This is a genomic window from Mucilaginibacter conchicola (genome assembly GCF_003432115.1).
GTDB classification, from domain to species: domain Bacteria; phylum Bacteroidota; class Bacteroidia; order Sphingobacteriales; family Sphingobacteriaceae; genus Mucilaginibacter; species Mucilaginibacter conchicola.
Genome location: NZ_QWDC01000002.1, coordinates 1,173,815 through 1,197,585, shown reverse-complemented (window position 1 = coordinate 1,197,585; position 23,771 = coordinate 1,173,815). Strand labels below are relative to the sequence as shown.

Annotated in this window: 14 protein-coding genes; 1 reads left to right on the top strand and 13 read right to left on the bottom strand. The window is 45.8% G+C overall.

Going from position 1 to position 23,771, the window contains the following annotated elements; translation table 11 throughout:
* Positions 1-13: 13 nt before the first annotated feature.
* The 11 genes from D0C36_RS15110 to D0C36_RS15060 all read right to left on the bottom strand — a co-directional run bounded on the left by D0C36_RS15110 (position 14) and on the right by D0C36_RS15060 (position 18,252).
* Positions 14-1,378 carry an alpha-amylase family glycosyl hydrolase gene (locus tag D0C36_RS15110; RefSeq protein ID WP_117392778.1) on the bottom strand — a complete coding sequence of 455 codons (1,365 nt, stop codon included), beginning with the start codon at positions 1,376-1,378 and terminating at the stop codon, positions 14-16.
* 67 nt (positions 1,379-1,445) lie between these two features.
* Positions 1,446-2,528, bottom strand: a complete 1,083-nt coding sequence (locus tag D0C36_RS15105; RefSeq protein ID WP_117392437.1) for a SusE domain-containing protein — start codon at positions 2,526-2,528, stop codon at positions 1,446-1,448.
* A 14-nt stretch (positions 2,529-2,542) separates the two neighbouring features.
* Positions 2,543-4,030: a RagB/SusD family nutrient uptake outer membrane protein gene (locus D0C36_RS15100; RefSeq protein ID WP_117392436.1), complete on the bottom strand. Its 1,488-nt coding sequence runs from the start codon at positions 4,028-4,030 to the stop codon at positions 2,543-2,545.
* Between the two features lie 13 nt (positions 4,031-4,043).
* Complete coding sequence (locus D0C36_RS15095) at positions 4,044-6,992, bottom strand: SusC/RagA family TonB-linked outer membrane protein (RefSeq protein WP_117392435.1); 2,949 nt, start codon at positions 6,990-6,992, stop codon at positions 4,044-4,046.
* Between the two features lie 210 nt (positions 6,993-7,202).
* Positions 7,203-8,867: a DUF6377 domain-containing protein gene (locus D0C36_RS15090; RefSeq protein ID WP_147322000.1), complete on the bottom strand. Its 1,665-nt coding sequence runs from the start codon at positions 8,865-8,867 to the stop codon at positions 7,203-7,205.
* 240 nt (positions 8,868-9,107) lie between these two features.
* Positions 9,108-9,995: a glycoside hydrolase family 16 protein gene (locus tag D0C36_RS15085; RefSeq protein WP_117392777.1), complete on the bottom strand. Its 888-nt coding sequence runs from the start codon at positions 9,993-9,995 to the stop codon at positions 9,108-9,110.
* Positions 9,996-10,055: 60 nt separating this feature from the next.
* On the bottom strand, positions 10,056-11,087 hold the full coding sequence (locus D0C36_RS15080) for a family 16 glycosylhydrolase (RefSeq protein WP_117392433.1): 1,032 nt from the start codon (positions 11,085-11,087) through the stop codon (positions 10,056-10,058).
* A 4-nt stretch (positions 11,088-11,091) separates the two neighbouring features.
* Complete coding sequence (locus tag D0C36_RS15075) at positions 11,092-11,991, bottom strand: PKD domain-containing protein (RefSeq protein ID WP_117392432.1); 900 nt, start codon at positions 11,989-11,991, stop codon at positions 11,092-11,094.
* An 11-nt stretch (positions 11,992-12,002) separates the two neighbouring features.
* On the bottom strand, positions 12,003-13,589 hold the full coding sequence (locus tag D0C36_RS15070) for a hypothetical protein (RefSeq protein ID WP_117392431.1): 1,587 nt from the start codon (positions 13,587-13,589) through the stop codon (positions 12,003-12,005).
* Positions 13,590-13,607: 18 nt separating this feature from the next.
* On the bottom strand, positions 13,608-15,116 hold the full coding sequence (locus D0C36_RS15065; protein WP_117392430.1) for a RagB/SusD family nutrient uptake outer membrane protein: 1,509 nt from the start codon (positions 15,114-15,116) through the stop codon (positions 13,608-13,610).
* Positions 15,117-15,135: 19 nt separating this feature from the next.
* Complete coding sequence (locus D0C36_RS15060) at positions 15,136-18,252, bottom strand: SusC/RagA family TonB-linked outer membrane protein (protein WP_117392429.1); 3,117 nt, start codon at positions 18,250-18,252, stop codon at positions 15,136-15,138.
* A 300-nt stretch (positions 18,253-18,552) separates the two neighbouring features.
* Between D0C36_RS15060 and D0C36_RS15055 the strand changes: the two genes are divergently transcribed.
* On the top strand, positions 18,553-21,480 hold the full coding sequence (locus D0C36_RS15055) for a triple tyrosine motif-containing protein (protein ID WP_117392428.1): 2,928 nt from the start codon (positions 18,553-18,555) through the stop codon (positions 21,478-21,480).
* A 4-nt stretch (positions 21,481-21,484) separates the two neighbouring features.
* Here D0C36_RS15055 and D0C36_RS15050 read toward each other — a convergent pair whose 3' ends face one another.
* Complete coding sequence (locus D0C36_RS15050) at positions 21,485-22,690, bottom strand: Gfo/Idh/MocA family protein (protein WP_117392427.1); 1,206 nt, start codon at positions 22,688-22,690, stop codon at positions 21,485-21,487.
* Positions 22,690-23,712: an FAD:protein FMN transferase gene (locus tag D0C36_RS15045; protein ID WP_199502031.1), complete on the bottom strand. Its 1,023-nt coding sequence runs from the start codon at positions 23,710-23,712 to the stop codon at positions 22,690-22,692. The genes D0C36_RS15050 and D0C36_RS15045 overlap by 1 nt, the downstream gene beginning before the upstream one ends.
* Positions 23,713-23,771 lie beyond the last annotated feature (59 nt).

The window sequence follows — 23,771 nt, the reverse complement described above, 5'->3', positions numbered from 1 at the left end:
AACAATAATTGATCTATTGCACCAATACCATGTGCTGATAAGGCTGTAGTTTTAAAGTACTGCCCAATGTTACCGCAGCATTGGTGAAAGCATTTTTCCAGGCGCCGTTTGCCAGGGCAGGCGGCACATTATAAGTTTTGTTATCATTACGGATGTTGGCTATTACCAGCACTTTTTGCTTATCGTTGCTTTTTGTGAATACTGATACATCATCGCTGCTGTACAGGCTCAGGTCGCCGGTTTTTACGGCATCGCTTGTTGCACGGAAATTGAGGATATCTTTATACTCTTTGGTCATATCCGGGTTGGTGCTCCAGTCGATAGGTGTATTGTAGAAGAAATCTATCTTCAAAGTAGCACCCACTTCCTGTCCGTTGTAGATCATCGGCACACCTTTCATGTAAGAGGTTACCAGGAAAGCGGCCATTGAACCGGTTTTACCGCCGAAAATATTAACGGGGCTACCATCACTTAAATACACATCGTGGTTAGTGGTGTAACGTACTACTTGTGAACCCGGCAGCGCAGTAGCATACTCGGTAGTATTGAGGTTTTGCAACACAGATAATGATGCATTTTTATCGAATATGTTGTTTTTCAGGTTTCCGTAGTAACCCATACCGTACACCATCTGGAAACCGGCTTTGAAATGGTCTGCACGCGTACCCTCGGCCAACATCAGCAATTTGTGCGAGGTAATGGCTTTCATGGCATCATTAACTTCTTTCCAAAAATCAAGCGGAACAAAGTCTGCTGCATCGCAACGGTAACCGTCAATGTTTGCGGTGTACACCCAGTAGCGCATAGCATCAATCATGGCTGCACGCATATCTTTATTATTGTAGTTCAATGCAATAACGTCAGACCAGTTGGTGCCGGCCGGCGGGATAAAGTTGCCGTTTGCATCCTGCTGGTACCAGCTTTTGTTGGCTGTCCAGGCGTTATCCCATGAGGTATGGTTAGCCACCCAATCCAACATTACGGCCATGCCTTTGCTGTGGGCTGCATCAACTAACTGGCGCAGGTCATCAAGGTTACCAAACTCGGTATTGATGGCTTTGTAATCCTTAACCGAATATGGAGAGCCTAAGCCACCTGCAGATTTAACCACACCTACAGGATATATCGGCATCAGGTAAACTACATTTATGCCCAGGCCTTTTATCTCATCCAGTTTGGCGGTAACAGCTTTAAAGTTATGATCGGCGCTAAAGGCACGCAGGTTAACCTGGTAAATAGCGGCATCTGACACCTTAGGCACATTGGCAAATGGAGTGCCGTACTGCGGATATTTTGCATCATTATTTTGTTGTTGCGCGCTTGTGTCTTTTTTGCAAAAGCTGAATATGGTAATAAGCGATACCAGTAGTAATTTCATTACAATTTGTATTGGTTTTAATTTCATGATCAATAGTTGATATAGGGCGGCTTGCGCCGCCCTAAGCCTAATTCTTTTTCAATTTATAGTTGTAGTTAGATGGATCGTGCAGATCAAGCGTAATGGTGTAGTTGCCGTCTGATGGCACAGTGATATTGGCAACCGAAGCATCATAACCATATACCGGGCTATCGGCATAAGCCAGCTTACCTTCGGCATCAACACCAAAATCAATTACCCAGGCATTATTAGCACGGAACTTGAACGAGCCATCCTTCTTCATATCACAGGTAACTGTCCACACCTCTTTGGCTTTATCATAGGTTAACTGCGTATCAGTATTCCAGCCGCCCGGTGATGCATCGCCCAGTATTGACCAGGTGGTTGGCACTGCCGCCCATGTTTTGGTATTGAGGTTGATAGAAACCTGGATATAACCCGGTCCGGGTGCTACCATGCCACCGGCAAGGCCATTATCGGTAACCGCGTTGTTACCGTTATCGCCATAGTTGATGTGTGTCCAATCCCTCGCGGTGGTAAACTTAAAGTAGTAGTTATCAGCCTGCGGCATATATACATAAGCTTCATAAATGTTTGTTTTTAGAGCTGCCGCGGTTGGCGCTGTTTCTGGATTCCAGCCCTGGTAATTGCCGGGGATAAACAACAGCGGATAGGTTACTACAGGTTTGTACGGTGTTATTTTAATAGTTAACGGATTGGTGTAGGCATACTGATCCTGGTAAGAACGCACACGCACAACTATGGTATTCTCTACTTCAGGTATAAGTCCCATATCAAGCGCCAGTGTGTTCAGATCTTTACCTAAATAAGATTTGCTGAGCACATCGTTACCTACAACTATGGTTTTGGCATTAGCCCATGCATTGGTACCAACAGTATCGGCAGGTACATCAACCTGCAGGGCATAAGTAACAGATGCTTTAATGGTATATTTTACAGCAGGCCACGAGAAAGCTATAACCGATGTGGTATCTTTAGCTTTGGTAAGTACTACCGAATTAACGGAACTACTTAACGAAGTGCCATTACCAAACGATACTGTTTTAAGTACGGTAAGTGTCTGGTCTTTCTTGCAGCCAAAACCCAGGCATACAAGTATCAGTGTGAATAAATAATATATTTTTTTCATGTTGATGAATGCTTTTAATAACCCGGATTTTGTTTAAGGCTGGTGTTGGCATTTAGCGCATTGGTTGGGATAGGGAATAGCTTCCTGAAATCGCCAACCGCAGGCACTACGCCACGCGCCTGTGTAAATGTGCCAAAGCGGATCATATCCTGGCGGCGGTGGCCTTCAAAGTTCAGCTCAAAACCGCGCTCATTGTAGATATCTGTAAGGGTTGGGTTGCTGGTTAATGCACCTAAACCCGCGCGCTGCCTTACGGCATCAACCAACGGTTTGGCTGCGGCAGCATTACCCAGCCGAACATTACACTCGGCCTGCATCAGCATAACATCAGCGTAGCGGAAGATCGGAAAATCATTAGAGGCGCCGCCACCGTTCATTGGCAAAGCAGGCACAAACTTGGTATCGCGCACGCCTTCGTTAGCGCCGGCACCGGGGTTATCTAATGATGATATGGTAGCCGTATAAGTAACACCGCCATCTTGCGAACCAACCAGGAATTGTTTCTTACGGATATCGTTATCGGCATATTTGTTATAAAAATCCTCCGGGATAACAGTACCGTTCCAGCCACTGTAGCCGTAAACAGCCATAAAGTTAGGCCCGTTTAAACTGCGGATAGTAAGAATATTGCGAGATACAATATCAACGGTAGCGTAAATAGAAAGGATGGTTTCATCCGTAGGGTTTTTATCGCCAAACAGTTCATAATACTGGTAACCCAGCGGGCTTGTGGCATTTGCACTGCCGGGGTGTAGTGTAAAGCTACCTTGTGCAACCTTATTACAGGCGGCTAAGCTTTCTGCCCACTTTGGCGTACCGGTGTACACTTCTGCATTTAAATAAACTTTGGCTAACAGGGTGTAAGCCGCCCATTTATTAAAGCGGCCATAATATGCACCGCCTTTGGTTTCGCTGAGTTTATCGGCGTTTTCGGTGATTTCTTTCACGATGAAATCATAAACATCCTTACGCGATGCCTGGGGCAGTTTATCAACCGTTACGTTGTTATCGGTAAAGAAAGGCACGTTGCCGAAATCATCTATCAACAAATAATAGAAGAAAGCGCGCAGCACTTTGGCTTCGGCAATTTTTGCTTCATCGGCTTTAGCCGCTTCCAGTTGCGATACGGCAAGGTTGGCTATGTAAACAGATTTGTACAACCAATTCCAGGTGTTGTTAATGATACCAAAACTTGGCAGCCACTGGCGCTGGTAAAGCTGGGCAAAATCAAGCTGCCAGTCGCCGGTGTTGCGGTGGGGGATCACCTGCTCATCGCTCGAGAAGCTGTTTAGGTCATACCATCCATTATCTGCACCGGCATAGCCCACGCCATCCCAGTTGCCCCCTACCTGTGCGTAAACACTGGCCAGCGCAATATCCGCCCCTTTAGGCGACGAATAAAATTCACTGGCAGGGTATTTATCATATACATTCTCGCTAACCTTGGTACAGCTTTGTGCTACCAGGCCAACCGCTAAAATGCTTAATATTATCTTTTTCATTATCGTTACATCATTATTTTAATACCACATTTAGTCCTAAGGCAAAACTGCGCACGCGCGGATAGGTACCGTTGTCAACACCCATAGTGCTGCCACCGTCTGCAATCAGCTCCGGGTCGGCGCCGCTGTATTTGGTTATCACCAGCAGGTTGGTACCGGTTAGTGACAGCCTTAACGAGCTGATGTATTTTGACTTGGTATTGATGCGGTAACCTACGTTTAGGTTTTCCCAACGGATAAATGAGCCATCCTCAAGCCACAGGTCGCTGCCATATTGTGAGTGGTACAGGCCCAGTGGTACGGCGCTTTGCAGTACGTTGGCTTTACCCAAATTCTCAAAGTAGCTCAGGTTAGCACGGATAGCGTTATAGATCTTGTTACCGCCCGATCCTCTCCAAACCATTGATGCATCAAAGTTTTTGTAGCTAAAGCTTGGTGTAAAGGCAAAGGTGTATTTAGGCAATGCCTGGCCTGATAATACCCTGTCGGGGCTTTGGTTACCCTGATCAATAATGCCGTTACCATCCTGGTCAACAACGGTCTCGGAGTTGCTGGCATCTTTACCCAGGTGTTTAATGATATTGAAGGTACCAACAGGCTGGCCTTTTATCAGGTACGCGTTAGCGCCCCAAGGTATGTAATCGGTATTTTGCTGGATGCCGTTGATAGTGCCGCTTAGGTTAAGTACCCTGTTCTTCAGGAACGATGCATTACCAGCCAAAGTAAGCGTGGTATTGCTGTTGCGGATAACCTGGTAAGCTAATGATACCTCTAAACCTTTGTTAAGCAGGCTGCCCACGTTTGCCTTAATGCTTCCGTACGGGTACGGTGGCTGAGGCACAGTGTAGTTGAAAAGCAGGTTACTGGTTGTTGCGGTAAATACATCAACCGTAGCAGTTAAACGATCATTAAGGAAACCGAAATCGGCACCTAAGTTGGTTTGTTTACGGGTTTCCCAGCGCAGGTCGGCATTCTCGTTCTGGCTCACAAAGTAATTGGTGATCTGCTGGCCACCGAAATAAGTAGCACCTGCATAACCTACCAAACGTATTGAGCCTTGTGGCAATAGCCCCTGCTGGTTACCGGTTACACCATAACCACCACGCAGTTTAAGCGTGCTGAAGATGCGTTGGTTCTTCATGAAATCTTCCTGGTCAATTCTCCAGGCTAATGATGCCGAAGGGAAATCGCCCCACTTGTGGTTGGCTCCAAATACCGATGAACCATCACGACGGAAACTTGCCGTTAACAGGTAGCGGTTAGCAAAAGTATAGTTTACCCTGCCCAGGAAAGATACCAGGTTGCGGTCGTTCTTGTATGATGAAATGTCGCCGGGGGTAACTTTTGTAAGGTCGCCCAGTTGCATGGCGTTGTAAGTAGCAAGGTCGTTAATAAAACCTTTAGCCTGCGCAAAATTGCCGTTGTAGGTTTGCGACTGGTATTCATAAACCGCTACCGCATCTAAGTGGTGCTGGCCAAAATCTGCTTTGTAATTCAGGCTGATATCGGTTAGCTTTTCATCCGTATGGCTGTTGCTGATATTGGCAATACCACTGTTATCAATAGCACTTGGTACGGTAGATTTTGCAGGCAGGTAATAACCTGTGTTGGTATTCAACCTTCTCCAGCTGCCAAACCAACCTGCAGTGAGGCCTTTGGTCAATTGCAGGTCGGCACGCAGGCTACCGAACAGTGCATCCTCATGTACCTGGTTAATTACCGTTTTGGCAACAGCATACGGGTTAATGTACTGGAACACGTTAGGATCGGTATAGTATGAACCGTCAGGGTTCAATACCGGGTCTGTAGGGCGGGCCACATACGTATTGTTGAACAGGCCCGATGTAAATGCAGCACGGCCAATGCTTGGCGGGCTGTAAGTTGCATCGTTGATACCACTCGTCAGGTTCATGGTCAGCGTTAACCTGTCGTCAAGCGCTTTTTGCGTTGCGGTTAGGCGGCCAATGTTGTTCTTGTATTTTGAGTTGATTACCGTACCGGTTTGCGCAATGTTGGTAAGCGATGCGCGGTAGTTAAACTTATCCGCTCCGCCGCCAAATGCTACAGTATGGTTCTGGGTTGATCCCGTTTGTTGCAGCAGGTCTTTCCAGTTAGTGCTCGATCCGTGGTTGGTCTCGGCAGGCACGTTGTAAAGTTGTGCTTGCTCCCACCACTGATCGGCGTTTAGTACTTTCAGGGTTTTAGAATTTACATCAACCGATGCACTTGCGTTATACTCCAATGAAGTTTTACCGGCTTTGCTCTTTTTAGTGGTTACGATGATAACACCCGGCGCACCGCGCGAACCGTAGATTGCCGTTGCCGATGCATCTTTCAGCACGTCAACAGATTCTATCTCGCTTGGCGGCAGTTGCTTTAACAGGTCCATATTACCCTGTATCCCATCAACCACAACCAATGGGTCGTTACCGCCAATAAGCGATGTTATACCTCGGATACGTACACTTGGCGATGTACCCGGCTCGCTACCCGTTTGGCTAACGTTAACGCCCGCAGCCCTGCCCGCTAATTGTTGCAGAGGGTTGGTGATAGGGCCGGGGTTAAGGTCTTTGGTACCCAAAGTGGTTACTGCACCGGTAAGGTCTGATTTTTTGGTTGTACCATAACCTACCACAACCACCTCTGAAAGTGATTTGGCATTTGGCACCATCTGTATGCTCAGCGACTGATTGGCAGTAAGCGTTTTCTCAATGGCATCATAGCCAATAAAAGTGATGTTTACCACAATTGCCTCGCCGCTGCCGGTAACGCGGAACGCGCCGTTGGCATCAGTTGAGGTGGCCTGATTGGTGCCTTTTACACGCACAACAGCACCCGGCAAAGGGTTGTTGGTTTCGTCAACTACCTTGCCCGAAAACACCGGTGTTTGGGCAAAAGATAGTGTACACAGCGAAAGTAAAAGCACGGCAAGGCCATACTTAAATAAGGAAATGTGTTTCATTTAAATGGGTTTAATTGGTTTAATATGGTTGGTACCGGATAGGGCCTGTACCACAACATCAAAGTAAAAGAGCTTTACGCGCGGTTACAATATTCCGGAGAGCCGATATTAAAAATCAAACCGAATGAATAATTATAAATAATTAATAATCAATTATTTATAATTATAATAAAGGAGAGCTGATATAGAAAATATGGAATAAATATGGGCTTAAGATGCCGAAACAGGCTGCTCTTTAAGGGCTTTTATCTGCATAATGCGGCCCTCAAATTCGTCGTTAGCAACGAAGGAGCGGTTCTTCACTTTGGTTTTGTAGGTGTAGATGGTATTCACCGAGTAGTTGAGGATCTTGGCGATGGTCTCGTTCTCATCAATCCCCAAACGTATAAGCGCAAAGATGCGCAGCTCGTTATTCAGCACCTGGCCGGTAATCTGAGTTTGGTGTTCGGCATCAAACAGCAGGTTAAAATCCTCAACAAAATTGGGGAAGAGGTTAAGGAAAACTTTATCAAAACTGTCAGACAAGTTCTCGCGGTCGTAACTCGTGTTAAGGCGATTGATCACCCGCGCCAGTTCATCATAGCTTTTATCTTTCGAGATCTTTTCAAGGCTGCGTTTCAGGCGGTCAATCTTCTCGATGTAGCCCGAGTTAATGGTGAAGAAGTTGCCGATATACTCGTCCTTGATCATGTTGGCCTCATCCAGTTTGCTGTTCATGTGTTTAAGCGAGCGGTTGGCCTGGTCGAGGGTTTGGTTGGTGCTTAGCAACAATTCGTTGGCTGCATTCAGATCGTTGTTCTTTTTAACAATGAGCTCATCGGCAATGCGCAGTTTCTTCAGTTGCCTTGCTGTTATCACCGCGAATACGATCACAACAACAATCAAAGAGGTAATGGTGGCCGCATATACCAGCAGTGTACGCCGCTCCTTTTCCATGCCCTTTATCTTTTCGGTTTCAATAATGGGCAGGATGCTGCTTATCTGTGCTTCGCGATGGCGGGCTCCGTAAAAATTGGCATCGTTTATCGCATTGTGAATGTACAGGAATGCAGATTTGGTATCGCCATCCTCATACAAACGCTTGGCCAGATTAGTTAGCGCAACCGACTCTTTAGTGCCGTGCATATTATCGATAATAGCCGCTTTGGTGAGCAGTTGCAGGCTCAGATCAGATTGTTTTGAAACGTAATAGATGTAGCTGAGGCAGCTTAAATTCACCGCGCTATCCTGGTAGGTTTGCGGCAAACGCATGATCTGCTGATAAGGTTCCAAGGCTGCTTTATAATCGCCGCTGCGCAGAGCTTTTAAACCAGCTGCCGAAAGATATTCATAAGAGCCGGGTTTATGGGTTGCAATGATAGAATCGCAAAAAGCCAAACCCTCACGGCTGTATGGATAGTAATAGTCTGCTATTTTATCATAATCGGCAATATCAAAATGACTGCGGGCCTGCAGGAAAAAGTATTCAAAGTGTTGTTTCTCGTTCAGGTATCGGGTATTAACGCGAGACAACGTATCCAAACCCTCTTTAAACATACCGGCAGAAATGAGCACAAAGCCCATGTTCACCTTCGCATTGTTGATGCGGGCGGGGTCTTTTAGCTGATAGGCTACCTCGTCCAGCTTCTTGCAGTAGAAGTAAGCAGAATCGTGCACAAAGGATTTGTAGGCATCAAACAACTTCTCGTAGTTATCATACCGCGCATTCAGCGATGCGTAGTTGGCGTGCAGGCCTTTTTTGATTTTTTCTATTTCGGCAACCTTGGCCTGGTCTATCTTTTCTTTGCTATCCAGCACTTTGTTCAGTACACGCAACAGGCCATCGGTAGTTTGCTGCGCACGCGAAATTGCAGGCTGCATAACAACCAGCGCCATAACTATATAAACGATATTTAAAACCTTGCCGCGCAGCATCCTACTAAGTTAATAAATTGTAAAGGTATTTAGCCCTCAATTTTCTTTACTGATAAAGCTACAAAGATGGGAAATCTGCACGGTACTATAAACCCACAAGCGAGACGCTTGCGGAAGCGATTCGGACTTAAAAAACGAAGCCCGCCAAATGTTACCATTTGAACGGGCTTGCTCACCATTATTAATTAACCTGTATCTCTCTTAGTACTTAGTCACCTTAACCCAATCAACCAGCATTTTTGCTTTGCGTTGTTTGATCAGATCAAGCGCTTTTTCTGATAAGCCGTAGTATGGTTTTTTTAACCCGTTTATCTTGAACGGATAAATACCGCCTACAGCAAAGTTGAGGATGAGGAACTGCTTATCGGTAAATACCCATTTGCCATAATGCTCGGCCATGGTTTTTGTTACCCTGAACATTGGTACACCATCGTATTTAAACACCAGGCTCTCGGGTGTCCATTCAACGGCATAGATATGCCATTTGGTAACATCATTGTTTTTAGGCAGATACAAGCGGTTAACAAAAGGAGTTTCGCCGTTGTAGCCGGGGCCGTGCACTGCGGCACTTACCCAGTCGCCTTCGCCAATAAACTCCATAATGTCGGTTTCGCCACCTGCGGGCCACTCGGGGTACCCCAGCATCCACCAGGCCGGCCAAAGGCCATCTGCAGCAACCAGTTTAATGCGGGCCTCGGCAGTACCATAAGTAAAATCGAACTTGTTTTGGGTAACCAGCCTGCCCGATATAAAATCAAAAGTCTGGTTATCAAAAGTTTTAAAGCCCGGCGAGTATTTTGGCGTGAGTACCAGCGCACCATTACCGGCACCCTGCGCCTCGGCACCGTTTACAAATGATATCACCTCGGCCGAATCAACATAAGCCTGCAGCTCTCCGTTAACATGGAAACCGGTTACTATGGGCGTCCACTTTTTGCGATCGAGCTTGCCGGTAGCGAAATCATCAAAAAAGATGACCTTGCCCGTCTGCTTTGGCTTATCTGCCGTAGTTTTCTTTACCTGCGCAAACGCGGGCAAAGCTGTTACCGCTGCCACAGCAACGGTTATAAATAGTTTTTTATTGAGCATAACCTGTTTAAGGGATTTATAATAAAAGAGCATCCCCGCAGGGATACTCCTTTACGTTTATTATCTGTAAACTCGTACATACTCAACTTCCATGGTACCACCGGTAACCGCCGGATCAACAGCGCCACCAAAGTTACCGCCCATTGCCACGTTCATGATCAGGAAGAAATCGGCATTGAAAGGAGTATCGGCACTGTTGGCAAAGGTATGGTACACCTTGCCGTCAACAGCAAACTTGAGTTCGGTTTTAGTCCACTCCAGGCTGTAAACATGGAAGTCTGTTGAAGCAGTTGGGTTCATCACCGTTTGGCTTACACCACCGCCACCGTAGTGGCCGGGATAGTGCAGGGTAGAGAATATTTTATTTTGCTGATTACCCACGTGCTCCATAATATCTATTTCGCCACAGGCCGGCCAAGGGGTGGTATCAACATTGCTACCCAACGCCCAAAGCGCAGGCCAGGTACCACCGCCCGATGGCAATTTGGCCTTAAACTCAACCCTACCATATTTAAAGTTGAATTTGCCTTTTGATAACAATCTTGCCGAAGTAAATGTGTAGCCCATGTAAGCTTCTTTCTTCAGCATAATTTTTAGCTTGCCATCAGCCACTATCACGTTCTCGGGGCGGTTGGTGTAGTACTCCAGCTCGTTATTACCCCAGCCATTGTTGTTGCCCAGGTCATAACCCCATTTACCCGGATCGGGTGCGCCGGCTTTATCAAACTCGTCTGCCCATACGAGCGTTTCGCTTGCGGCTACGGTAACGCTTGAGGTTTGGGTTGTTACCTTACCCGCAGCGCTTTTAGCGGTAACTTTTACCGTGTAAGTACCCGCTACCGGATATTTGTAAGTTACCTGCCCTGTTTCAGAGCTTTGGTAAATACCATTGCCAAAATCAAACTCGTATGATACCGCGTTGGTTGCCGTAACCGCAAAGGTTACGTCGCCGCTGTTATCGGTACTTGGTGTGGCTTTTATCTGGACGTTTGATGGCTTGTTAGGGTCAACCTTACCGCCATCATTTTCTTTGTTGCAGGCTGCTATCAGCGCTACAAGCGCTATCAGTATGTATGTGCTTATGCGTCTCATATCCTTATTGTTTTACTTTAAATATCTGGTACCAGGCCAATCCGTCTGTGCCTATGTTACGCAAATGGATAGTTGTTGGGGTGATAGATAATATCTCGTAATTTTTACCGCCGGTACCAAAGGCTATTAAACCATTACCCGGAACCATAAATTGTATACGGGTTGAGTTTGCCGTTGTTGAGCTTGATGTTGCATCCATAAACGCTAATTTACGAGGTGCGCTGTTATCAATTGTAAAGCAGTTATCGCCGCCGCTAAAACCGTAGTAAACGGTAGATGCTGCTACCAGGAAAGACTGACCTTTGTTATTAACAGTCATGGTTACTCCGTTATTAGCATCCTTGGTAAAGGTTACTTCATCATCGTACAAACAAGGGTCGCGCTGGTTTGGCGGGGCTGCATAATGATCTGGAGTGAATGTATTAACCGGGCCAACACCTACGTGACCAGGCGTTTCGCGATCAATAACCCATGTTTGCGAACCGCCGTTGGTAAGGTTTTGCAACATCTCGGCAGGAATTTCAAACAACACAAAAACACTTATCTTTTTTGTAGCAGTTGAAGTTACACCACCTGTACCTATAGCGCTTACAATGATGGTGTAATCAGAAGTGCCGGGGCTTGCATATTTATGCGTTACCTTGCCCGATGTTACTATCTCGGTATTACCATCGCCGTAGTCAATTTTGTAGGATATGACGTTACTTGCCGTAACGTCAATATCCACTTTACCGCTGCCATTGCCGTTAGGGTTGGCCGCATCAACACCCTCAATATTGGTATTAAGGGTTACATCAGAAGGGGTAACTATCTTGCCGAACGTATAGTCGGGCTTTTTGCAGCTAACCACTGCAATAACAGCTGCCAAACAGGCCGTTGCTAATATTTTGAAATTAATTTTCATGGTTATATAAATTAATTAAGGGTTATATCATCTAAATAGAACGTGTAGTTAGCCGAGCCATCGCCTTGCGTACCGTTATCAAATATCAACACTATCTTCTGGTATGAATTGGCCGTATTGATGGTACTGTAATCAAAGGTCAGTTCTTCCCACTCGTTGGCTTTGGTGGTAGCAACTTCTTTCTCAAAGCTGATACCGCCATTGGTAAGGTTTTCTACTTTCAGCAACACCTTAGCACCCACGCGCGGCGACCATACCTTCATTTTGAAGGTTTTCTTAGTCGAGAAATCTATTGGGTTATCCAATGCGATAAACGCTCCACCCCATGGCTGGCCGCCATTTTTAATCATGCGGGCAACTTTGGCACTTGCGTTAATACCTGTTGCATGCGGGTTAGCAATTACAGTAACGCCACCACCATCAAAACCGGTGAAAGCATAGGTCAACAGATCAGACTCAAAAGTTAATGGCAAGCCCAATATCATTGATGCCGGAGTAGGGATTTGCAGGTCATCCATATAGAATACCTTTCCGCTGCCATCTGCCCCAAAATCAAAGAATACCGATGCTTTATCGTACACTACTGCATTATCAAGCGCAGGCGTGCCGGGCGAGCTGTGCGTAAAATCAAACGTTAAAGTTTCCCACTGGTTGGCTTTGGTGGTCAGCACATCTGTTTCTACTGATTTTGCCCCGTCGCTGTGATTCTCCAATTTCAGTTTAATAGTTAAACCTGCAGCCGGCGAGTAAATACGCATGGTCATTTTTGTGTTCGAGGTATTTACCGGGATACGTGTTGCAAAGCCTGATGCAGTACCCAAGGTAGTACCAGACCAAGTTGCTGCGCCGCCGTTTTTAACTACTTTAAGCACTTTATTTGATGCATTAGCAGGATCAACCTCTACCGATGATGAGTTGCCACCAAAATCGCTCGTGGTGTAATCAAAGTTAGGATCATCAAACATCAACGGCAGATCTATCTGCCTGCCAACTTTAACAGTTTGGGTAATTTCAGAAGTTGCCGCGCCACCGCTTAGCGCTACAATACGAATGGTGTAAGTACCAGCAGCTTTGTAGGTGTGTACAGCGGGCTGGCCTTCAATAAAGGTATCAAACGGCTCAGGGTTGGTAGCGGGCTCGTCGCCGTAGTACACGTGGTACATGGTTTCGTAATCGGCTGTTGCATCTACAGTAACACCAAGCCCGTTGGTGGTTACTTTGGCTTGCAGGTTCTCGGGCTTGCGGAATGATACCGTTAGCTCCTGGGTTAACTCCACGCTTTTGCCGGCTACGTTATGCCCAACAATTTTAACGGTGTATTTTCCTTCGGCGTATTTATGGTCGATGGTTTTGCCGCCGCTCAGCTTGGTGTACGTATTGCCGCCATCGCCAAAGTAAACATCGTAGCTGGTAACCGCTTCGCCGCTCGGCACAATGGTAACCAGGCCCGAGTTATCCTGAGTTATATTGAACAGTATGCCTAATTTACCCGGCGCTGTTGCCTGGTTAACAAAAGCAGTATCTGTATAGTCCTTTTTGCAGGCCGCGGTAGCAGCCAGCATCAAGGTTAATCCTAAATAATATTTTATTGCCTTCATGTTTTTAAATGATAAGGTTTAATAGCCAGGGTTTTGTGGAATACCGGTAACGTTGATCATCTCTATCGGGATAGGGAATACCTCATGTTTGCCGGTTACAAAACCACTAAGTTTAGATGCAGCCTGCCCGGTTCTTACCAGGTCAAAGAAACGGTCGCCGTCCATAGCCAGTTCGCGGCGGCGCTCATCCCATATTGCTTCTTTTAAAGCAGTGCCAGATACGGTAATATCATGGTTATTATCTTTAAAAGCACGGCGGCGAACAAGGTTAACATAACCACGGGCCTTTGCATCGTCGCCACCACTGCGGTTAATAGCTTCGGCAGCCATCAGCAATACTTCAGAGTAACGCAACACGCGGAAGTTGTTCAAATAGTTCAACTCCACCTGCCCAGATGTTTCACCTTTACGTGGCAGGTATTTACCATTGTATAAACCTGTGTTTTTGTATGGGGCAACCTGGTAGCTGATACCATAATCAGGGTGTGCAGCTTTGTAATCCTCAATATTAAAAGCAGTAATATCTTTACGCTGATCACCTGCCGAGTAGGCATTAGCCAGATCTTTTGTAGGCAGGTTTGTGCTCCAGCCGGCAGCATAAGGCATAGCGCCGCTGCCACTTATACCTCTTATACCATTTTGTTGTACGGCATAGTTACCCTGGCCGCGGGTTGCGCCACCCCAGTTGTAATATGGCGAGCCATTAGTGTACTGGATCTCAAATACAGACTCGGGGCCGTTCTCGCCTGATGCCAGGTAGATAGAAGCATAATCTGCCACCAGGCTAAATGCACCTGATGCGATAACCGGTTCCAGAACGCCATCGGCTTCGGTAAACTTATTCTCGTACAAGTAAACTTTACCCAAAAGTGCCTGGGCAGCATATTTAGTTATACGGCCTTGTTGTGCCTGCGTAGTTGGCAATACGGCAATAGCAGCCTTAAGATCGGCCTCAACCTGCGCATAAACCTCTGCTTTAGGGGCTCGTTTTGTAGCTCTTGCGTTGTTATTATCATAGCGGCCATCGGTAAATAAAGGCACATCGCCCCACATTTTTACCAGGGTGAAGTAGTAGTAAGCGCGCAAAAAGTACATCTCGCCATAAAGCGCATCCTTACCATTAAAATCAACGGTTTGGCCAGCCTTGTTTTTGTCTTTGTACTGGATGATATAGTTAGCGCGGTTAACACCCTCATAAGCTACCTGGAAAAGGTCGGTAAGCGTTGAGTTAACCGGGGTGAGCGTAAAATCATCTATTTGCTGCAGTGGCAAAACGTCTGATGCGCTCTCGCCGCCGGCAACCGAATTGTCTGAAGCAATATCGCCGATAACGGTTACCTGGTTAAGCCATTGCAATGGCGAATAAACGCTGATAGCCATGGTACGGTAGTCGCTCTCTGATTGCAGGTAATCCAGGTCTGTTACCTGGTAACGATCATGCGGATCGTTCTGAACCCATTTTTTACATGCTGTTAGCGAGGTTATCAACATAACCACTCCAATTAGCTTTATATATTTTCTATTCATTGTATTATCTTTTAATGAATTATAATTTAATATCAATACCCATAGTGTATACGCGAGGCTGTGGATATGAGCCGCGGTCAACACCGGTATCGAAAATACCGCCGCTTATTTCGGGGTCAAATCCTGAATACTTGGTGATGGTAATGGCATTTCTCACCTGAGCATAAACCCTTATGCTTTTGAATACTTTGCCGCGTAATATGCTTGGGAAAGTATAACCTAACTGTATGTTCTTGATCTTTGCAAATGATCCATCCTCAACATACCTGTCTGATGCACGGATGTTGCTATTATCATCAATGAAAGTATATCTTGGGTATCGGGCGTCATTGGTGCTGCCTTCGCCGGTCCAACGGGCCAGTACACTGCGCGGTTTGTTAGTTAAGTTACCGTTACGCTCGTAAGCACGGTAAACATCGTTGCCTAATGAGATATAAGTAAATGCATTGAAATCAAAATTCTTGTAACTCATGGTCAGCGTCCATCCCAAAATGGTTTTAGGGAATGGATTACCAATATTGGTACGGTCGTCACCGTTTATTACGCCGTCTTTGTTTACATCCACATAGCGGATATCGCCAGGCTTGGCACCCGGCTGCGTAGCCGCAGCTGCAATTTCTGCAGTATTTTGGAATAGGCCGTTGGTTTTATAACCGTAGAAATAGCCCGGAGCATAGCCTTTTTCAAATACAGTAACCGATTGTGACTGACCGTTGAAATAGTTACCACCAAATATTTTGGCTGTACCATCGGTATTGGTAGCAGTAACCAGGCTTTTTACAGTAGTTAATGTAACGGTGTTACCCAATTTAAATGCACTGCTCAGGCTGGCGTTATAACTAACCGATAAATCTAAACCGTTATTTTTAGTTGAACCAATGTTGGCCGCAGGTATTTGTATGGTACCTACAGGTAATGCCGTTGCAGGATAGAATATCAAACCTTCCACTCGTTTCTCATAATAATCTGCAGAGATGCTTAGCTTACCATTAAACATGGTAAGATCGAAACCAACGTTGGCTTGTTTCTGGGTTTCCCAACCAAGTAACGGGTTAACGGTTGAAGACAGGGTTGAACCCGGATAAAACACATTACTGAAGTTGTAACCGTTACTGTTTGCATTAGGTCCGTAATCGGGGCCACCGGTTGTAATACCGTTTGCTTGCGGCGGGGTAATGTCATTGCCCACGGTACCGTAGCTTCCCCTTATTTTTAACAGATCAATATCCTTTACATTAAAGAAACTTTCTTTACTTACTACCCAGCCTGCTGACCCTGCAAAGAAGGTTGCGAATTTCCTGTCCTCACCAAATGAAGTTGAACCATCGCGGCGGGTACTGAATGATGCCAGGTAACGCTCTTTATAATCATAGTTCAACCTTCCAAAAACCGACATGTTTCTTTTGAAACCCTCGTAATAGTAGCCACCTGCAGCTGCGGGGTTGGTTGCTGTATTGGTACCGGTTGCAGTATTATAGTTGGCAAACGTCCATGAGTTAAATGGTACATCCTGCCTGTTAGCACCTGCTCCGTTGTTTGTTTCTTTTAGAAGAGAAAAACCTACAACTGTTTCAAAATTATGATCCTGTGCTACCTTAAAGTTGTAGTTGGCAAATGTCTCCCAGCTATAGTTAAAGCTGCTTGCTTTAGCGTGGTTTACGCTATTGTGCCTGTCAATAACGGTTGATCCATCGGCATTAAGGCTGTTATCAACGTTAAGCGGACCATAAAATACAAGCGGGGTAAAACTCTTACCATTATCGTCATACTTGGTGTAACCAAACCTGCTGGTTAATTTCAGGTTCTTCAATATATCGTACTGTGCCTCAAACTTACCGTAAAGCTTACTGCCGGTGTTTGTATTGTAAGTATTATCCAGCTTGGTTAGCGGGTTGTAGATCTCTGAAAGAATAAGGTTGCTGTAACCATACTTACCCACTGTGTTGGTAGTATTTAACACAGGAACAGTAGGATCAAAATTTAACGCGCTGCCAATAACACTGTTAAAAGAGTTTTCCTGGATACCTTTTGAGTGCAAAATAACACCGGTAGTATTCAAAATAAACTTCAATTTTGGTGCTACCTGGAAATCGATATTTGCAGTGAAGTTACCCCTGTCAAACCTCGATTTATCGCTGCCGCCTACAATACCGCTCTGGCTGGTATAACCACCGGCTAAGTAATAGCTAACCGTTTCGCTGCCGCCGCGTACACCAAAGTTGTGCTGCTGTAAAGGTGCTATTTTAAATATCTCTTTTTGCCAGTTTGTACCTGTACCCAGTACAGACAGATCCGGGAATATTGGGTTACCGCCTGAGATAACGCTACCTTCATTCACCATAGCTCCGTACTCGGTTGCATTTAATACCGGAATATAACGGGGTACTTCCTGAACGCCATAGCTGCTATTCACGGTAAGCTCGGTTTTCATATTCTTTTTACCCGTTTTGGTAGTTACCAAAATAACACCGTTACCACCTCTTATACCGTAAATTGCTGTAGATGCAGCATCTTTTAGTATAGTTAATGATTCGATATCAATAGGGTTTACCGCGTTAAGATCACTCAGCCCCTGCTGCACACCATCAATTACCACCAGCGGATCTGACCCGCTGTATGATGGGATACCCCTGATAATAATTGTTGGATTTGAGCCCGGTGTGCCGCCCTGTACTACCGTAACACCTGAGGCACGGCCTTGTATGGCTTCTTCTGCACGTACCGGGTTCTGGCGTTGTATATCAACACTCTTAACGGTAGATAATGCACCTGATACTTTGGCTGCCTTTTGTGTACCGTAACCAATAACTACTACCTCTTCTAAGCTTTTCCTGCTGTCGTCAAGGGTAAAGTTTTCAACTCCGGCAGTGGTTACAGCCCGCTCAACGGTGCCCATGCCAATAAAGGTTACTACTATGGTACCGCCATTTTGCGGCAAGTTAAGGGCGTAGTTACCGTTTACATCGGTAACTGTACCCTGCGATGTGCCTTTTAGCGCTACTGAAGCACCCGGCACGCTTTGTCCGTCTGATTTCTGGGTTACTTTACCTGTTATGCGGATGCTTTGCGCGTAAGCTGCATTCACAAAACAAAACAGCAAAGCTATACCCACAATAAACTTGAGTTTAATTTGCATAAGGTTTACTAATTAGTTTAAAATTGATTGAAGGGGTGCGGAACCCATAATTGGTTGTAAAAGTTTAATCATGTAAAAAAATAAGGGGTGCAAAAATGCACACTAATACATTAGGTAATTTAAATTGGTTAATACGTTTATTATTGGTTTATAAAAAGCGCAAGGAGCGCCGGTTTATGAGCTCAAAAGTAGGCTCCTGAGGTGTTGATAAGCAAATTTGGCACTACATCACTACTACAACAAGCATAAAAAAACTATAAAAAAAGCGATATTAGCATCACCAATATAAGCCCCCGGTTAATGATGTTCGCTGCACGGTATAAATTGCTGTATTTGACCTTTTTGCCGCTTTTGCTTTTTGTTTCAGCACAACAAAAGGCATCGGCACAGGCCTATATTGCGCAACGAAAAACCATTAATTACGAGAAACGAACCTACAGTGCGGGTACACAAAACTGGAAAATACGCCAGGATGCGCAGGGCCGTATGTATTTTGCCAACAATGAGGGCGTGCTGGTTTTTGACGGGGCCAACTGGGAGCTTTTCCCCTTACCTAACCGCACCATTGTACGCTCAATGGAGTTTGGTAAAGACAAGCGTTTGTACGTAGGCGGGCAGGATGAGATAGGCTACTTTGCACCGGGCAAAAACGGGTCGCTGGTTTTCACTTCTCTGAAAGATCTTATCCCTAAGGCTGACCAGATCTTCTCTGACCTTTGGGATATTGTTGCCTTTGGCGACGATATCTACTTCCGCTCAAACGATAAGATATTTAAATACAGCAAGGGAAAGATCACGGCTTACCATAGCCATTCGTGGTTGTTTCTTGGCGCTTATCAAAACAGGCTTTTGGCACACGACGAGCAGAAAGGCCTGCTGGAATATGTAAACGGCAGCTGGCAAACGTTCATCGAAAAGAAAGACCTGCCCGAAGGTTTTTATATCACCTCGATATCTAAATACAGCACATCGTTCAGCTTGGTTACCACCTCAAAAAGCGGGGTTTTTATACTGAGCGATAAAATCTTGCGCAATTTTAACCTGCAAGGTTTTGGGATCGATAACCATCAGCATTTTTCGGCAGCTATTGCGCTGGATGATGGCACGTATCTGCTGAGCACTTTCCTTAACGGGATCTATCAAGTTGACCGCACCGGCGCTGTGATAGAGAATCTCTCCAAAAAAGAAGGTCTGCAAAACCCATTTGTACGCACCATGTTTGCCGATGCCGGCCACAACGTTTGGCTTGGGTTGGATAATGGGATCGATTTTATCGCCTACAACAACCCTATTAAACACATCGGCCCGGCCATTTTTAGGGAAGGTGGTGGCTATGCTACAGCTTTTTATCACAACAGATTGTATTTTGCCCTATCCAACGGCATTTACCAGGTGCCCGTAACCGACATGGGCGACCTGAGCTATGTTAAAAACGATTTTAAAATTACAGCCGAAGGCCAAACCTGGAATGTATCTGCTGTGGGCGGCCATTTATTAGCCGGAAAAGATGATGGTATTTTTGAGGTACAGGATGGATACATCTCCCCTATTTATAACGCCACCGGCTTCTGGATCTTCCAATCGCTGATAAACAAAGCTGGCAAGCCTTTGATAGCTGCCGGTAATTATTACGGCGTACGCTTGTTTGAAAATAACGGAGCCACGTTGTTAGATAAAGGCAATTTAGGCAAGTATTACGAGTCGGCGAGGTTTTTACAGGTTGATGAGCATAACATTATCTGGACATCGCACCCCTACCGCGGCATTTACCGCCTTGATCCTGAAAGCAACCAGGTAAAAAACTACACCAACGCACAAGGACTGCCATCAACTAACAACAATTTCATTTTTAAGCTGAAGGACAAAGTAGTGGCCGCTACCGAGAAGGGTATTTATGAGTACGATGCCGCTACGGATAAGTTTAAACCATCGCCCATTTATCAGCCGATATTTGGCACGCGCAGTATCCGTTATTTAAAAGAGGATGGCAGCGGCAATATCTGGTTTGTTGAAGGCAAAAACCTTGGCGTGGTTGATTACTCGGCCAAACCTGTCATCATCAATTTCCCCGAACTGAACAACCGCGTGTTAAGTGGTTTTGAGAATGTGTATCCTGTTAATGCCGAAAATATTTTTGTGGGCAGCGAGAATGGCTTTTACCATATCAACTACGCCAGGTACAAGCAAAACATCCGCCCGTTGAAAGTATACATCCGCAGCGTACGCTCGGGAGCGAGCGGTGATAGTGTCCTTTTTGGTGGTTATACAAATGAAAAGCGATCAGACGCAGATATCCTCAACCTGAAATATGCCCTTAACTCCCTGCACTTTGATTACTCATCGCCGGCATTTGAGGAGCAATCAAACGTGGAATACCGCTATTTGCTTGATGGCTTTGACAAGGGATGGTCTGAGTGGTCAAAGAAATCGGAGAAGGATTATACTAACTTACCGGCTGGCCGGTACACCTTTAAAGTGCAAGCGCGCAGCCATCAGAATAACCAATCGGCGGTTACCGGTTATACTTTCAGCATATCACCGCCGTGGTACCAATCTATCTGGGCTTATTTGATTTACATGGCGGGCATAGTGGCTTTGCTATATACCATTTACCAGAAACAAGAACAGCGACTGGTAGCCAAACAGGAAAAAGAACTGCGCCTGCAGCAGCAGAAAAACGAGGAAGAGCAGCAGCAATTAGCCTACCAGCATCAGCTGGAAATGGAGCGGTCTGAAAAAGAACTGGCCAACCTGAAGAACGAAAAACTGCAATCAGAAATAGAGTATAAAACATCTGAGCTGGCATCATCGGCGCTAAACCTGGTGCAGCAAAAAGAGTTCCTTACCAAGGTGAGGGAAGAACTTACCCGCCTTCAAAAAACAGGCAATGCGGTAGAGGTATCGGAGATCAAGAAGATCCAGCGGATGCTTAATGATGAGGATAAACTGAGCGAGCAGTGGGAACAATTCTCTATCCATTTCGATAAAGTGCATGCAGGATTCCTGTCGCTGTTAAAAAGCCGCTACCCCACCATTAACCAGCAGGAGTTAAAGCTTTGCGCCTACCTCATCATGAACCTATCCAGCAAGGAGATCGCCCAACTGATGGCCATATCCGTGCGGGGTGTGGAGATAAGCCGGTACCGACTGCGCAAAAAACTGCAGATCCCAACAGAGGCCAACCTGTTCGAGTTCTTGTTCGAGATCCAGCGCGAGCTGATGAAATAATCTGTTACAGCTTATCGTATTCCGGCTTCCAGGTAACCGGCATTTTGCCATACAGCGCCGCGTTTGCCGAGTGTACACATATTGCGGTACGCGCCCCGGTGAACACATTACTATCTGGAAGGGTTTTGTTTTGCACGCTTTTGTAAAACTCGTTAAAGGCATACCAGGTACCATCCTTAGTTTTCTCGGGCAATATTGGGCTGCCGCCTTCTTTATTCCACACAATGCGGGTAGCGCCGGTAACGCCATCTACCAGTGTTTTATCACTCAGGAGTTTCTTTTCGGGGAAGAACTTGCCTTCATCTGTCAGTAATGAGATAGTACCGAGTGTCCCTTTTATCTTGAACAGGTAACCATCATGCGCGTTACCGCAAGTTGCACCAAAGTTGCCCACCATGCTGTGCTGCCCCTCGTAACGGAACATGACCTGTACGTTATCGAAAGTTTCGCGGCCATCTTTAAAGGTATCAATACCACCGGTGGCAAAGATCTGCTGCGGGTGGGTATCAAAAGCCCAGTTGATAAAATCTATCTGGTGCGATAACAATTCGGCCATTAAACCGCCCGAGTATTGCTTGTACATGCGCCAGTTGATCTGCCTTTCCAGCGCGGGCGATGGCACCGGCCTGCGCCAGTTGCCGTTGCGGTCCCAGCGGCAGTCTATCTGGTTAATATCGCCCAAATAGCCTTTGTTTATCATCTCCTTTACCCTGTAGTAAAGCGGCGAGTAACGGTATTGGTGACCAACCTGTACCACCTGCTTTGGTTTGCTCTTAACAAGCTTAACCAGTTCCAATGCCTGCGGAATATCGTAGGTCATGGTTTTCTCCAGGTACAGGTGCTTGTTGGCGTTAAGCGTATCAACCGCAATGGCGTAATGCATATTCAGCGGAACGGCAACCACTACGGCATCTACATCTTTGTTATCTAACAAACGGCGGTGGTCTTTGTAGGTGGTGAAGTTTGCGTCTTTGCTTTCCTTTTTGGTTTCGTCTAACCTAAAATCGAGCACATCGCAAACGGCAATTACCTTGAACTTGCCAGGCAATTGATTCAGCACCTGTATAATACCCTTGCCACGATCGCCGCAACCGATTACGCCTATTCTGATGATACCGGCGGCATCGTCTTCGGCAAAAACATTAGTAGTATTTAAAAATGATGCACCGGCAAGCAGGCCCGCGCTTTTAACAAATGTCCTTCTCTCCATTACTTTACTTCAAGCGTTTTAAAGTTGGCAGTAGCCGTATCAGCAACGGCACCATTAGCTTTTTTATAGATGATGTAGGCGGCCAAATTACCGTTTTTAGAAAGAAAATCAAGCGTTTGGCGCAATCCCATGGTAACAAATCCGTTATCAAAACCATCAGCAGTAATACCATCTTTAGCCACCACGGTAACGCTGATAATATCCTTTTGTGTAGGGTAACCCGTTTTAGGATCGATGATGTGCGATATCTGCCTCCCGTTTGCCTGCAGGTGTTTGCGGTAATTGCCCGATGTAGTTACTGCCCTATCGCCCGGCGCAATGATCTTCAACAGCGGCGATGGGTTGATATCGTTATCATCGATAGCCTCAATGCCTATTTTAAAAGGTTCGCCATCGGGTTTGTGGCCTCTAATGCGCAGCTCGCCGCCTATCTCAGTCACGTAGTTTTTAATGCCGTGTTTCTCTAAAAGTTCAGCCAGCAGATCAGCGGTATAGCCCTGGGCAATGCCATTGAGGTCTATCTGCACCTGTGGGTCTTTCTTGTGCAGAAAATTCCCGCTGAGCCAGATCTTATCCGGACCAACATGTTTTAGTATCTCGCGCACTTTAGCAGAATCAGGAAACTCTGTTACCTTTTTTGCGCCAAAACCCCATGCTGCAACCAATGGTTTTACAGTGATATCAACCAGTCCGCCGGTAGCACGGTTTATCTCCTGCGCTTTTTTAATGAGCACCATAAATGTTTTATCTATGATGATGCCTTTAGCCGAATGATTAAATTTTGTGATGAGCGAGGTTGGCGAATACAACGACACCGACCTATCTACAGCGGCCAGCAAGCTATCTGTTTGCTGCTGAGTCACAATGCTATCGGCAGCGTAATAAGTTACTTTATATGTAGTGCCCTGCGCGTAGCCATTTATCTCAAAACGTTTTACCTCAGCCAAAGGGTAGCGCATTGCCGTTGCCCCTGTTAATATGCAAACCGCAAATAAGCTTAATAAGATCTTTTGCCTTTTCATATATAGATACTTGCCTTACTGCCGAAGCATAAATAACAAAGCCTGCAAGTTAATTACTT

Excerpts from the sequence above, each read along its gene's own strand:
- D0C36_RS15110 (WP_117392778.1), bottom strand. The coding sequence starts at position 1,378 with ATGAAATTACTACTGGTATCGCTTATTACCATATTCAGCTTTTGCAAA.
- D0C36_RS15105 (WP_117392437.1), bottom strand. The coding sequence starts at position 2,528 with ATGAAAAAAATATATTATTTATTCACACTGATACTTGTATGCCTGGGT.
- D0C36_RS15100 (WP_117392436.1), bottom strand. The coding sequence starts at position 4,030 with ATGAAAAAGATAATATTAAGCATTTTAGCGGTTGGCCTGGTAGCACAA.
- D0C36_RS15095 (WP_117392435.1), bottom strand. The coding sequence starts at position 6,992 with ATGAAACACATTTCCTTATTTAAGTATGGCCTTGCCGTGCTTTTACTT.
- D0C36_RS15090 (WP_147322000.1), bottom strand. The coding sequence starts at position 8,867 with ATGGCGCTGGTTGTTATGCAGCCTGCAATTTCGCGTGCGCAGCAAACT.
- D0C36_RS15085 (WP_117392777.1), bottom strand. The coding sequence starts at position 9,995 with ATGCTCAATAAAAAACTATTTATAACCGTTGCTGTGGCAGCGGTAACA.
- D0C36_RS15080 (WP_117392433.1), bottom strand. The coding sequence starts at position 11,087 with ATGAGACGCATAAGCACATACATACTGATAGCGCTTGTAGCGCTGATA.
- D0C36_RS15075 (WP_117392432.1), bottom strand. The coding sequence starts at position 11,991 with ATGAAAATTAATTTCAAAATATTAGCAACGGCCTGTTTGGCAGCTGTT.
- D0C36_RS15070 (WP_117392431.1), bottom strand. The coding sequence starts at position 13,589 with ATGAAGGCAATAAAATATTATTTAGGATTAACCTTGATGCTGGCTGCT.
- D0C36_RS15065 (WP_117392430.1), bottom strand. The coding sequence starts at position 15,116 with ATGAATAGAAAATATATAAAGCTAATTGGAGTGGTTATGTTGATAACC.
- D0C36_RS15060 (WP_117392429.1), bottom strand. The coding sequence starts at position 18,252 with ATGCAAATTAAACTCAAGTTTATTGTGGGTATAGCTTTGCTGTTTTGT.
- D0C36_RS15055 (WP_117392428.1), top strand. The coding sequence starts at position 18,553 with ATGATGTTCGCTGCACGGTATAAATTGCTGTATTTGACCTTTTTGCCG.
- D0C36_RS15050 (WP_117392427.1), bottom strand. The coding sequence starts at position 22,690 with ATGGAGAGAAGGACATTTGTTAAAAGCGCGGGCCTGCTTGCCGGTGCA.
- D0C36_RS15045 (WP_199502031.1), bottom strand. The coding sequence starts at position 23,712 with ATGAAAAGGCAAAAGATCTTATTAAGCTTATTTGCGGTTTGCATATTA.